The organism is Paenalcaligenes suwonensis, from assembly GCF_011290505.1.
Lineage (GTDB): Bacteria > Pseudomonadota > Gammaproteobacteria > Burkholderiales > Burkholderiaceae_B > Paenalcaligenes > Paenalcaligenes suwonensis.
In genome coordinates, this window is the sequence record NZ_JAANPV010000001.1 from 661,728 (window position 1) to 673,314 (window position 11,587).

General features: G+C 48.6%; 13 protein-coding genes and 1 other RNA gene. 7 read left to right on the top strand and 7 right to left on the bottom strand.

The genetic code is table 11. The features are described 5' to 3' along the window. Window positions 1-6: 6 nt before the first annotated feature. The 5 genes from tolA to GY634_RS03140 are packed head-to-tail and all read right to left on the bottom strand — an operon-like array spanning window position 7 to window position 4,349. Complete coding sequence (tolA, locus tag GY634_RS03120) at window positions 7-1,104, bottom strand: cell envelope integrity protein TolA (protein WP_166407093.1); 1,098 nt, start codon at window positions 1,102-1,104, stop codon at window positions 7-9. A 2-nt stretch (window positions 1,105-1,106) separates the two neighbouring features. Further along, window positions 1,107-1,535, bottom strand: a complete 429-nt coding sequence (gene tolR, locus GY634_RS03125; protein ID WP_166407094.1) for a protein TolR — start codon at window positions 1,533-1,535, stop codon at window positions 1,107-1,109. 2 nt (window positions 1,536-1,537) lie between these two features. Continuing rightward, window positions 1,538-2,212: a protein TolQ gene (gene tolQ, locus GY634_RS03130; protein WP_166407095.1), complete on the bottom strand. Its 675-nt coding sequence runs from the start codon at window positions 2,210-2,212 to the stop codon at window positions 1,538-1,540. Between the two features lie 2 nt (window positions 2,213-2,214). Next, window positions 2,215-2,610, bottom strand: a complete 396-nt coding sequence (ybgC, locus tag GY634_RS03135; RefSeq protein WP_166407096.1) for a tol-pal system-associated acyl-CoA thioesterase — start codon at window positions 2,608-2,610, stop codon at window positions 2,215-2,217. Next, a complete protein-coding gene (locus GY634_RS03140) occupies window positions 2,607-4,349 on the bottom strand; it encodes a proline--tRNA ligase (RefSeq protein WP_166407097.1) in 1,743 nt (580 codons plus the stop codon). The genes ybgC and GY634_RS03140 overlap by 4 nt, the downstream gene beginning before the upstream one ends. A 65-nt stretch (window positions 4,350-4,414) precedes the next feature. Between GY634_RS03140 and GY634_RS03145 the strand changes: the two genes are divergently transcribed. Next, the gene (locus GY634_RS03145) at window positions 4,415-4,978 is read left to right on the top strand and encodes an RNA pyrophosphohydrolase (protein WP_166407098.1); all 564 of its coding nucleotides are present in this window, start codon (window positions 4,415-4,417) and stop codon (window positions 4,976-4,978) included. Window positions 4,979-5,022: 44 nt separating this feature from the next. Here GY634_RS03145 and GY634_RS03150 read toward each other — a convergent pair whose 3' ends face one another. Next, window positions 5,023-5,946, bottom strand: a complete 924-nt coding sequence (locus GY634_RS03150) for an NAD(P)-dependent oxidoreductase (RefSeq protein WP_166407099.1) — start codon at window positions 5,944-5,946, stop codon at window positions 5,023-5,025. A 313-nt stretch (window positions 5,947-6,259) separates the two neighbouring features. On the opposite strand from GY634_RS03150, the gene GY634_RS03155 reads away from it, so the two are divergent. The 4 genes from GY634_RS03155 (at window position 6,260) to GY634_RS03170 (ending at window position 7,931) form a co-directional block, all read left to right on the top strand. Beyond that, window positions 6,260-6,580, top strand: a complete 321-nt coding sequence (locus GY634_RS03155; protein ID WP_166407100.1) for a hypothetical protein — start codon at window positions 6,260-6,262, stop codon at window positions 6,578-6,580. Between the two features lie 2 nt (window positions 6,581-6,582). Then, window positions 6,583-6,894 carry a cell division protein ZapA gene (locus GY634_RS03160; protein WP_166407101.1) on the top strand — a complete coding sequence of 104 codons (312 nt, stop codon included), beginning with the start codon at window positions 6,583-6,585 and terminating at the stop codon, window positions 6,892-6,894. Between the two features lie 40 nt (window positions 6,895-6,934). Continuing rightward, window positions 6,935-7,121, top strand: a non-coding RNA gene (ssrS, locus tag GY634_RS03165) — 6S RNA. 51 nt (window positions 7,122-7,172) lie between these two features. Next, window positions 7,173-7,931, top strand: coding sequence for an SIMPL domain-containing protein (locus GY634_RS03170; RefSeq protein ID WP_242683586.1), 759 nt, complete (start codon window positions 7,173-7,175; stop codon window positions 7,929-7,931). On the opposite strand, the gene lgt is transcribed toward GY634_RS03170, so the two are convergent. Then, a complete protein-coding gene (gene lgt / locus GY634_RS03175; RefSeq protein ID WP_166407102.1) occupies window positions 7,885-8,679 on the bottom strand; it encodes a prolipoprotein diacylglyceryl transferase in 795 nt (264 codons plus the stop codon). The two genes, GY634_RS03170 and lgt, sit on opposite strands and share 47 nt — an antisense overlap. Before the next feature lie 487 nt (window positions 8,680-9,166). On the opposite strand from lgt, the gene GY634_RS03180 reads away from it, so the two are divergent. Both GY634_RS03180 and msrA read left to right on the top strand, forming a co-directional pair. Further along, the gene (locus GY634_RS03180) at window positions 9,167-9,985 is read left to right on the top strand and encodes an IclR family transcriptional regulator (RefSeq protein WP_166407103.1); all 819 of its coding nucleotides are present in this window, start codon (window positions 9,167-9,169) and stop codon (window positions 9,983-9,985) included. A 282-nt stretch (window positions 9,986-10,267) separates the two neighbouring features. Then, window positions 10,268-10,825 carry a peptide-methionine (S)-S-oxide reductase MsrA gene (gene msrA, locus GY634_RS03185; RefSeq protein ID WP_166407104.1) on the top strand — a complete coding sequence of 186 codons (558 nt, stop codon included), beginning with the start codon at window positions 10,268-10,270 and terminating at the stop codon, window positions 10,823-10,825. Window positions 10,826-11,587 lie beyond the last annotated feature (762 nt).

Here is an 11,587-nt window from a genome sequence, read left to right on the forward strand (position 1 = left end):
TCCTGATTACTCGTACATACGATATTCGCCATCAATATACGAAGGATAGCGGCCATTAGGCGGTTTGGGGAAGGGCGAGCATTTAGCTATCCCTTTTTGTACTGCATCATCGAACAGGGCAATACCCGATGATCTCAGTATTCGTACACTACGTACCGTACCATCACTATTTAGATCAGCGCGGTAACTTAGTGTTGGATTGTTACGTCCATTGCGTGCAGGAGTATTGTAAATGACATTAGGGCGTACGCAGGCACGAACCTGTGCGCCGTAGCCGTCATTACCACCACCGCCACCGACTTGGTTGCGGTTAGCTGTACCACCTGCAGCGCCAGCAATTTGCTGTCCGTCGCCCAACATGGCGGCACGGAAGGCATCTTCGCGGGCTTTGCGCTCGGCTTCTTCACGTGCTTTACGCTGTGCTTCGGCTCGTGCGCGTTGTTCGGCTGCTTCACGCGCTTTGCGCTCTGTCTCTTCACGTGCTTTACGTTCAGTTTCAGCACGTGCTCGTTGCTCAGCTTCTTCGCGGGCCTTACGCTCAGCTTCAGCGCGTGCACGTTGATCTGCTTCTTCACGTGCCTTGCGTTCAGCTTCTTCGCGTGCTTTACGTTCAGCTTCGGTTCTGGCGCGTTGATCAGCTTCGGCGCGAGCCTTGCGATCTGCTTCCTCTTTGGCTTTACGTTCAGCCTCTTCGCGTGCTTTGCGAGCGGCTTCAGCTTTCAGGCGATCTTCCTCTTCTTTCTTGCGTTTGGCTTCAGACAACGCAATATCAGGGTCAACCTCAGGAGGTGTACTTTGAACGGGAGTAGGCTCGGGCGCGACCTCAGGCTCCTTAGGTGCTACAGGAGTAGGATCGGGCTCGGGTTCTGGTTCATCGGGGGCTGTGATGGGCTCGTCTTGGTTTTCTGCAATAGCCACATCGCCTTCAGCCCATAGTTCTATCTGTACGGGATTAGGAGAGCGGGGAGTGGCAAAAAGGCTGAGTACCAAAGCAAGCAACAGTAGGCCGTGCAAAACCAGGGCGTACGTAAGCCCGCGACGCTGGTCTTGGGCTTCGGGTGTAAGCGACCGGTATTGACGTAATGCGTGCTTGAATACTTTCATACCTACTCGTCTTTATTGACTAGCAGACCCAAGCGGGTAAAGCCTTGACTGCGCAGTTGATCCATGAGTTCCATAATGGTTTCGTAAGGAACTTTGCCATCGGCTGCAATGACGATGGGATTGTCATTTTGCATCAGTGTTTGGATTTCAGCGATTAGGTTGGCTTTATCTATATCTTTGAATTCAGAGCCACCTTCACGCAAGCGCAACGCGACTTTTCCTTCTTTATCTACTTGAACCTCAATAGGCACGGCACGCACTTCAGAAGCCTGCCCTACGGTAGGTAAATCGATAATTCCGGGCGTGATCATGGGGGCTGTCACCATGAAAATCACCAGCAGTACTAACATGACATCAATGTAAGGCACCACATTGATGTCATTTTTCAGCCGGCGGCGACCGCGTCCTGTACTGTTACGTATGGATGGCATACTTATTGCACCTGGCGTTGCAGAATGTTCAGGAACTCATCGATAAAGCCATCAAAACGAATAGATAGTCTATCGATCTCTGTGGTGTAGCGGTTGTACGCTACCACAGCAGGAATCGCAGCAAACAGACCAATGGCTGTTGCAATCAATGCTTCTGCAATACCGGGGGCAACGGATGCCAGCGTAGCGGATTGCGCACCAGACAAACCGATAAACGCGTGCATAATCCCCCAGACAGTCCCCAGCAAACCAATGTAAGGGCTAACCGAACCAGCAGAAGCTAAGAAGCTTAGGTTGGTTTCTAAGTTATCCAGTTCACGTTGGTAGGCGGCGCGCATGGCACGACGAGGGCCGTCCAGCAATGCTTCACCACGTTGCGATGTGCGACGGGCTTTTAAGAACTCTGCCATACCTGCTTCGAAAATACGGGCTAAAGCACCGTGTTCATCGCGGCGGGAACCAATAGATTGCTGCAGGGCACTTAGATCACCACCTGCCCAAAAATCGTCTTCGAAATCTCGGGTTTGTTCTGTTGCGCGTTTCAGCGTGGCACGCTTACTGAATATATACGCCCAAGAAAGAACAGAGATACCGAGCAAAATTAGCATTACCAGCTGTACTGGGATGCTGGCATCAAGTAGTAGGGTCAGTAGCGACAGATCGCCTGTGGGTTGCATGGTTAGTCTAATGCCTTTTCCAGAGTAGAACGTAATTCGGGGTTGAACTTGGCTGGTCGCAGATTTTCGGCGCCCACACAAACTACTTGGACGCTACTTTCGCATAACAGTTCAGTATCACGCCATGCGCTTTGCTGAAAAGTGATAGAGGCAGAGCCAAGGTGTTGGATGGTGCTTTGAATGGTTAGCAGATCGTCTAAACCAGCCGGTTTTCGATATTGTATTTCAACATTCTTGACAACAAATATTTGCCCAGTAGTTGCTGCCATAGAGGACTGGTTAATGCCCAGTCCTCGTAACCATTCAGTACGCGCACGTTCAAAGAACTTCAAATAGTTGGCATAGAATACAATGCCTCCTGCATCTGTGTCTTCGTAATATACGCGAATCTGTATCATAGTGTTTCCAGTAGGCGCAGAGCCTCTTCTACCACGGTGTCGGGTGCTACTTTTTGTACTATGCCGTCACGTCTTGCTTGCAGTTCTACAATGTTTTCTTGCAGACCACGCTCGCCTACGGTGATGCGTACAGGCACGCCAATGAGCTCCCAATCAGCAAACATCACGCCGGGGCGAATGTCTCTATCATCGAAAATCACATCAACGCCTTTAGCTTTCAGCGCTGTGTAGATTTTCTCGGCTTCAGCGCGAGCGACTTCACTTTTGTTTAGGCCTAGCCCGCAGACCACTACTTCAAAAGGTGCAATAGCGCGTGGCCAGATCATACCTTTTTCATCGTGGTTTTGCTCAATGGCAGCAGCGGCAATACGGCTTACGCCAATACCGTAGCAGCCCATTTGCATGATGCTAGGTTTGCCATCTTTGTCTAGGAACGTAGCATTCAGTTTTTTGGAGTAGGTATCACCCAAGAAAAACACGTGACCCACTTCAATACCGCGCTGAATAGCCAGTGTGCCACCACGAGGGTCTGGGTCGCCATGTACTACGTTACGCAGGTCAGCCACGGTAGGTTCTGGCAAATCACGGTCCCAGTTCACGCCGTCATAGTGGAACTCTTCTTCGTTAGCGCCGCAAATGAAGTCATGCATGTTGGCGACGGTGCTATCTACCACCATGGCAACAGGTTGCTTGGTGTTGATAGGGCCTAGGAAGCCAGGTTTGCAGCCAAAGGTTTCTACGATTTCGGCTTCAGTTGCCAAGCGATGGCCTTGTTCGAAACCAGCCAGCTTGGATACTTTTACTTCGTTGAGCTCGTGATCACCACGAATCAGCAACAACCAGATTTTTGTCGTAATAGCTTTGGTTTTTTCGTCGGTAATGTCAGTAGCCAGAACGACGGATTTCACTGTGTCGGTTAATGGACGGCCTAACAGTTCAGCAACGGCTTCGCACTTGGAGGCGGCTGGGGTAGCAACTTTAGTCAGTTCACGGGTAGGTGCGGCACGTTCTGCGATCAAACATGCGGCTTCGGCCAGTTCCATGTTGGCGGCGTAATCGGTTTCTGGGTTGTAAACCAGGGCGTCTTCACCGGTATCGGCAATCACTTGGAACTCGTGGCTGCGAGAACCACCAATAGAGCCAGTATCCGCAGCAACCGCACGGAACTCTAAGCCTAGGCGCGAGAAAATGCGCATGTAGGCATTAAACATGTTGTCGTAGCTGGCTTGTGCAGATTCTACGTCACGGTCGAAAGAGTAGGCGTCTTTCATGGTGAACTCGCGACCACGCATCAAGCCAAAGCGAGGGCGTCGCTCATCACGGAATTTGGTTTGGATATGGTAGAAGTTCACGGGCAGTTGGCGCCAGCTGTGTACTTCGTTGCGTGCGATATCAGTAACCAGCTCTTCCGAGGTAGGTTGCAAAATAAAGTCACGGTTGTGTCGGTCTTTGATGCGCAGCAGTTCAGCGCCGTATTTATCCCAACGACCGGACTCTTGCCATAGTTCGGCAGGCTGTACTACAGGCATCAACAATTCCAGTGCGCCAGCGCGGTCCATCTCTTCGCGCACAATGTTTTCAATCTTGCGCAATACTTTCAAACCCAAGGGCATGTAGGAGTAGATACCACCGGCGGCGCGGCGAATCATACCGGCTCGGGTCATCAATTGATGGCTGGTAACTTCGGCTTCTGTAGGGGCTTCTTTTAAGGTATTAATGTGATACTGGCTTGCATGCATGGTAGTGAACTCAAGTGATACGTATAATTAAGGTAATTGTATTGAATTTTGCATAGAGGTGGCCCATGTTAGACCGTGAAGGCTACCGTCCCAATGTTGGCATCATTCTGGCAAATCGCAAGAATGAAGTGTTCTGGGGGAAACGTATCCGGGAACATGCCTGGCAGTTTCCTCAAGGGGGCATCAACTACGGTGAAAGTCCGGTGCAAGCTATGTACCGGGAGCTTTACGAGGAAGTTGGTTTGCTTCCCGAACACGTGCGTATTTTGGGGCGGACCCGCGATTGGTTACGGTATAACGTTCCCAATCACTATATACGTCGTGAGTCACGAGGCCACTATAAAGGGCAAAAACAAATTTGGTTTTTGCTGCGTATGGTGGGACGTGACAGCGATGTTAGCTTGCGTACCTCCTCTACACCTGAATTCGATGCATGGCGTTGGAGCCAATACTGGGTTCCTATGGATGCCGTCATCGACTTCAAACGCGAGGTGTATTTGCAGGCACTGAATGAGCTATCAGGCTTATTGTTCAAACACAGGCAAGAGTCCCGATATCTGAGACAACGCTTACATCCCGGCGGTAAGGTAAAGACAGCAACTAAAAGTCTAATTTTACCGTCTGAATGACAAAGCATGGCGACACACCAGCACGGTGTGTCGCTTTTTTTTATTTATGATTGTGGGGCTTGAGATTTACCTAGCAGAGTGATCAGGCTAGAGCTATCCAGTCGGCCGCCGCCTTGTTCTTGAACTTGTGCGTATAACTGATCAATCAATGCAGTAATGGGCAAGCGAGCACCATTGTTGCGGGCTTCGTTTAGTACCAAGCCTAAGTCTTTGCGTACCCAGTCAACGGCGAAACCAAAGTCAAACTCGCGATCCAGCATGGTTTGGCTGCGATTATGCATTTGCCAGCTCGATGCTGCGCCACCACCAATCACTTTAACGACGCGCTGCATGTCTAAGCCTGCGTTCTCACCAAAGGCCAATGCTTCGGCCAAGCCTTGAATAACGCTGACCACACAAATCTGGTTGACCATTTTGCACAGTTGGCCAGAGCCTGTGTCGCCCAAGAGTTCAATGATGGTGCCGTAGTGTTCCAAGTAAGGCAGTGCTTTCTTGAAGTGTTCGTCAGAGCCGCCGCACATAATGCTGAGTTTTCCGGCTTCCGCACCACTTTGCCCACCTGAAATGGGGGCATCCATGAAACCTACGGATTTTTCACCGCACACAATAGCCATTTCACGAGCGACATTGGCCGAGGCGGTGGTGTGATCAATAAATAGGCTGCCTGCTTTAGCATGGCGCAGGGCACCATTTTCACCTTGAATCACTTCACGTAGGTCATCGTCATTGCCTACACAGAACATCACGAAATCGGCATCTTTAGCAGCTTCGGCTGGTGTGGTCGACACGTGGTTACCAAACTCTTTCTGCCAAGCCAGTGCTTTGCTGTGCGTGCGGTTGTAAACGGTGACATGGTGGCCAGCTTGAGCAAGGTGACCAGCCATTGGAAAGCCCATTACCCCCAAACCTATAAAGGCTACTTTTGCTGAGGACAAAGGGGCATACATTTTTTTCTGTATAGAGGGCATGGAGTACTCCTAGTGAAGCCGCTGTGCTAGGGATTTACGAGTGAAAAGGTTAAGGGTTACGATCATGCCTGTGTGAGGGCATTCCTGTCCAGTTTAGACTAAAATTCCAGTGTGGCATCAGGGCGATTTTTGCTAAGAGCAGACTTTTTTAGCATGAGCAGCGCTGTTCAGGGTTATGATGTGCACATGTTTTGAATGGTTCTGACTACTCGTCTACTACATAACTATGCTCCAGGATCTTAACCATCTAGCCGACAGACTTAGCGCGTTGGCCGCGTATGCTAATCAGCTCAAGTCCGAAAGGGCTGTTCTTTTGTCACGCATTAAAACCTTAGAAGGAGAGTGCGCGTCATTACGAGACCAGCTCGATAAGCAGCAAACCGAATATGCCTCGATGGCAGAAATTTCGGTGCGACATCAAGCCGATGTGGATGCTGCTCGCAAACAGGCAGAGCAAGTGCAGGAAGCTCTTTTTGTTGAGCTGGTACAGCACCAAGACGAAGCTCAAAAGCTCAGAGATCAACTGGAGCTTAGTCTGGGGCATAATGAAGAGTTGCGTCAGGTTGCAGAACAAGCGCGTGACCAAGTCACGGCTGTGTTGCAGCGTTTGCCAGGCCATATCCCGCAGGAATAAACATGGAACGTATTAATATTACCTTGTTAGGGCGTGAGTACACCTTGGCATGTGCTCCTTCTGAAAAAGCCGACTTGTTGGCAGCGGTTGCGCATGTGGAAAAACGTATGAAGCGTGTGCAAGATAGCGGGAAGGTCGTGGGCAACGAACGCATCGCTTCTATGGTCGCTATACAGTTGGCTTTAGAATTCCTGACATTGCGCGCACCGGATGGTCCACTAAGTAATATTGCATTGGGCGATTTCCAGCGTAGAATAGAGGACATGCACCAGTTGATCGATCAAGTTGTTGGTCCTGAAACCGCTGCACGTTAAAAATTTTGATCCATGCTGTAAAAGCGATGGATTACCCAGTAAGTCCCTGCCGTGTTCGTGACGTGGCTATATATTCCTTGAACCAATGCTTATGGCATTCAGGTCGCTGGATTTATAAGCAGGAGCGATCGCTACAAGATAGCGAACCCGAAACTTATATGATGGCGGCCAATCTTTGGACCCTCGGTTCCCAGGATGCCAGCCTTGACGGCACAGGTGGGGCAATTTTTTGAAGCTCGTTGCATTTTGCAACGGGCTTTTTTTGTTAAGGAGCTTCTATGCGGACTAAACGAACCTTTTCTTCCAAAAAAGCAGTGGCAGCAGTTTTGGCTGCGTATGGAATGCTGGCATTGCCGTTGAGCGCGATGGCTAACGAGGATGATGCGTCTAAGGCTTTACAGCGCCCGCCAGTCATCAGTTTGCAGTCAGAAGCTTACGCTGAGGTAGAGCAAGATACAGTGACTATTTATCTTGCTGCTGAGTTTGATGATGCTCAGCAAGCTAACGTAGATAAAAAACTGCGTGAAGCCTTAGACGCTGTGTTGGCGGAAGGGCGCAAGCAAGAGCTGGTGAAAGTGAGTAGTGGCAATTACCGTATCTACCCAAATAGCGATAGAAAAGGTGCGATTACGGGCTGGCGTGGCAGGGCAGAAGTGCAGTTGGAGTCCACTAATGTGGCAGCCGCAGGTGAGTTAGCCGCTAAGATGTCCAAGGATATGCCTATTTCAGGCTTAAGTTTCTCAGTGTCTCCAGAGGCGCGTGCTAAGCACGAAGAAACTCTGACTGAAGATGCGATCAAGCGTTTTCAAAGCCGTGCAAAGCAAATCGCAACCACAATGGGCTATGCAGACTACCGCTTGAACGAAGTGAATGTAGGTGGCTCGGGTGGTTATTACCGTCCACCTGTGATGCGTGCAATGGCGGCAGACGCAGGCTCATTTAAAGCAGTGAGCACAGAAAGTATGCCGCTAGAAAGCGGTACAGAACAAGTTAGTGTGTCGGTGAATGGTTCTGTTTACCTGCTCGGAGGAAAATAAACAGCCCGACGAGAATCATGGGTAGTGACAACAGCTGGCCCATGGATAGGCCAGCTGTTAACAAGCCTAAAAAACTATCAGGTTCGCGGGTGAATTCCACAATGAAGCGGAAAAAACCGTAGCCTATTAAAAATAAGCCGCTGACTTTACCGGTGGCGCGAGGTTTGCTGCTGTATAGCCAAAGAATAATAAACAGCAAAATGCCTTCTAAGCTCATTTGATAAAGCTGTGAAGGGTGTCTGGCTATACCATCTTGTGCTTGAGGGAATACCATTGCCCATGGCATAGAACTGGCTCTACCCCATAGCTCGCCGTTAATGAAATTACCTAATCGGCCTGCAGCTAAGCCTAGTGGCACCAAGGGGGCAAGAAAATCGCTCAGTGTGAAAAAGCCGATTTTGCGTTTGTACGCAAAAAGCGCCATGGCTGCTAATACCCCCAACAAGCCTCCATGGAAGGCCATGCCGCCTTGCCAGACATAAAAAATTTCTATGGGGTGCTGTAAGTAATACGCAGGCTTGTAAAACAGCACATAACCCAAGCGCCCGCCTAGTATTACGCCGGCTACACAATAAAAGATTAAGTCTTCCAAGCCCTGGCGGTTTACGGGGGCGAGGCCCTTGCGTATGCGTGCTGTGCCTAACAACCATACTAGTGCGAAGCCAGTGAGGTACATCAAGCCATACCAATGAATGGCGATAGGGCCTAGTTGTAGAGCAATGGGATCAAACTGGGGATGTACAAGCATAGGTAGTCTAGAGGTGGAGTAGGCGGGAGGGGCCATGCATGCGATGGCAGTTCAAAGTGCAATAACCATTATGACAGATGTTGGTAGTACTTCGTTCCCGCTGTGTGGGACTAAAAGAGCAGCAGGGTGGGGAATGAATAGGCTATACGTGATTTTGGCGATGGTTCGTAGGCATGCATTGCGCTGCAATAGGACTCTTTAGCTGAGACACTATGTCGGGTGGTAATGATGTGTTTGTCGTGTGTTCTATCTGCATTTTTTATGAATCGTTTTGCTAGGCGGAACTATTAGCCAATGTTTAAAGCAGTTTGCTAAGAATTAATCTGTTTGTGAATTTGATTGGTTGTTGCTGTGATTTATCTATTGATTTCGCCTGACAGAACTTTATGGGAAATTGTTTTGTTCTGCGGAACAAAAGTCTATTTTAATTGACCTCAAATTTATTTGGATGAAAGAATAAGTTGATAATAATTAAGGGGTCATCCATATGAAGAGAAGTTATAAGAGAAATGATTTCATTGGGCTGACTGACACTCCCAAAGAGCGAAGTTTTGTATATGCGCTGGGCAGAGGGTTCGAGCTTTTGCGATGTTTCGGCACAGATGAGCGCTTTGTGGGGGTTGCGGAGCTGTCTAGGCGTTCGGGTATTCCAAAACCGTCTGTGGCGAGGTTGGCAGGAACGCTGGTGAAACTAGGCTATTTGGATTTTTCGCCTGTGCTGTCCAAGTACTCCTTAGGTGTGGGGGTGATGTCATTTAGTCATGTGTTTTTATCTAGTTTGCATGTGCTAGAGAAGTTAAGGCCGTCATTGGTGCGGTTAGCTGAGTATGCGCAGGCAACGGTCTCAATCAATATGGGTGATAGATTGAGTATGGTCTGCATAGATACCATGCGCGGAGATCTAGCAACGGATATGCGCAACGAGATAGGGGCGCGTTTTCCTATGGCAGCAACAGCGATGGGTAGAGCGTATTTGTCTGGGTTAACAGAGGCTAAACGTAATGCGCTTATAGAAAAGTTGCAGGTAGAGGTTCCCGCTTGGCCTGGCGTTGACGCAGGGGTAAGGCAGGCATTGCATGATTACAAGCTGCAAGGGTTTTGTGTATCGCTGGGGGAGTGGAGGAAGGGAGTAAACAGTGTTGCTGTACCGTTTACGGATGTAGATGGTAACTATATGGTTATCAATTGCAGCGCTACGGAGTTCATCTTAACTAAAGACAGAATTGATAATGATATAGGGCCGCGCATAACAAATATAGTAAAAGGGCTTTATGTGAATAAATATAATAAATTCTATAGATATTAGTTTTTATAAGTATGGAAGTAAAATTTCTTTATTTATGATAGTAGTGTTGTTTGTTAATTTATTTTTTTGGTTTTATAGGAAATAAAATAGACCGTGTGCATAGCGCTCGACGGCAGGTGAGTCTTCATGGCTGAATGAAAGCACAACGTACTGTACAAAAAGTGAGCTTTAATGAATCTGCAGTTTAGGTATCATAAGAAGAGGCCACTAATCCATGTGAGTAAACTCTATGACTTATGCTGGTTCGTGTATAGAGTAGAAGGTTGGTACAGGAGAATAATTATGGACAAGCATGAAGATAGACAGCTAGAGATCGCCCTCTTAGGTGGAGGCTGTTTTTGGTGTTTGGAGCCAGCGTTTAGCCAGCTAGATGGAGTAGAGCAAGTTTTGCCTGGTTATGCTGGAGGAAAGTTAGAGAGTCCTAGTTACGAAGAGGTTTGCGCTGGACATACCGGCCACATCGAGGTGGTTCAAATTCGTTTCGACCCTCAGCGTATAGATTTTGAAGAGTTACTGGCTGTGTTTTTTGCTATTCATGATCCCACCACACTAGATAGGCAGGGTAATGATGTAGGAACACAGTATGCGTCGGTTATCTTTTACCAGTCGCAACAGCAACGCACACAAGCAGAGGCTATGATTCAGAAGGTGGCTCAGCTAGTGGCGATGCCTGTAGTCACCCAATTGCGAGCGGCAAGCCGATTTTGGCCGGCTGAGATGGTGCACCATGAGTATTACGAGCGTAATCCGCAGCAAGGGTATTGCCGTGTGGTGATTGAGCCTAAGTTACGTAAGTTCAGAGAGCAATTCCGTGGGCGGCTAAAAAAAGCGGGTTCATAAGTACGTGTAGTCAGTCTGCTTGGTGCACATGGACTTAGATAGATAAAGAGGCTCTATATATAGAGCCTCTTTTTTTGCTTAGAAGCGGTGTAGAGGGAGCGGTGTTCCTTGTTGCTGCCGGCTAAGCAAAAGGCTAGCGGAGGCGGGTTGGAGATGGGCTCCATATAAGTAGCTAATGGTTCTGGCTTGTATGCGTTCTAGGTGGGTTGGATTGGATGCCTCTCTCTCTATATATATAAGATAGTCCTATCTTTTCTAGTTTCACTATATAGACAGGCGACTCGTCGAAGCGTCGTTCCCCTTCGGCATGACCTATGTGCCGTACTCTATATATATAGCATCTCTATATAGTGAAGACTGTTTGCGCAGTGATGGTCCATGACTAGAGGTGGTGTGTTTGATAGCTGCTTTACCTAGGCAGTGCGATATCAAGGCGTATCGCTAGAGTAGGGGAGGCGTAGATAAGGAGTTTTATGTGGTCGTAGCTGGTTTTCGGTGTGTTTTGAGGCGTGCGGAGTGTTCCTTGGCTACGTTAGCGGCGTTGAAAGGCGGGTACCGTCAGAATCATCAAAATCCTAACCAATTGAATTAATTGGGTATTATAAAAATCTTCATAAATTCTTCATTTGTTTGTCATAAATAGCTTGTGGGTTGTTCATTAACGGTGCTATAGTTCTTTCTCTTTGCAGCAACGCATACGGGTTTTCCCTAAGGGATCTCAAAACGAAGCAGCAAAGCCAAGCAAAACAAATGTTTGACAGG

Excerpts from the sequence above, each read along its gene's own strand:
- GY634_RS03160 (WP_166407101.1), top strand. The coding sequence starts at position 6,583 with ATGGAACGTATTAATATTACCTTGTTAGGGCGTGAGTACACCTTGGCA.
- GY634_RS03145 (WP_166407098.1), top strand. The coding sequence starts at position 4,415 with ATGTTAGACCGTGAAGGCTACCGTCCCAATGTTGGCATCATTCTGGCA.
- GY634_RS03180 (WP_166407103.1), top strand. The coding sequence starts at position 9,167 with ATGAAGAGAAGTTATAAGAGAAATGATTTCATTGGGCTGACTGACACT.
- tolQ (WP_166407095.1), bottom strand. The coding sequence starts at position 2,212 with ATGCAACCCACAGGCGATCTGTCGCTACTGACCCTACTACTTGATGCC.
- GY634_RS03150 (WP_166407099.1), bottom strand. The coding sequence starts at position 5,946 with ATGCCCTCTATACAGAAAAAAATGTATGCCCCTTTGTCCTCAGCAAAA.
- lgt (WP_166407102.1), bottom strand. The coding sequence starts at position 8,679 with ATGCTTGTACATCCCCAGTTTGATCCCATTGCTCTACAACTAGGCCCT.
- GY634_RS03140 (WP_166407097.1), bottom strand. The coding sequence starts at position 4,349 with ATGCATGCAAGCCAGTATCACATTAATACCTTAAAAGAAGCCCCTACA.
- ybgC (WP_166407096.1), bottom strand. The coding sequence starts at position 2,610 with ATGATACAGATTCGCGTATATTACGAAGACACAGATGCAGGAGGCATT.
- tolR (WP_166407094.1), bottom strand. The coding sequence starts at position 1,535 with ATGCCATCCATACGTAACAGTACAGGACGCGGTCGCCGCCGGCTGAAA.
- msrA (WP_166407104.1), top strand. The coding sequence starts at position 10,268 with ATGGACAAGCATGAAGATAGACAGCTAGAGATCGCCCTCTTAGGTGGA.
- tolA (WP_166407093.1), bottom strand. The coding sequence starts at position 1,104 with ATGAAAGTATTCAAGCACGCATTACGTCAATACCGGTCGCTTACACCC.
- GY634_RS03170 (WP_242683586.1), top strand. The coding sequence starts at position 7,173 with ATGCGGACTAAACGAACCTTTTCTTCCAAAAAAGCAGTGGCAGCAGTT.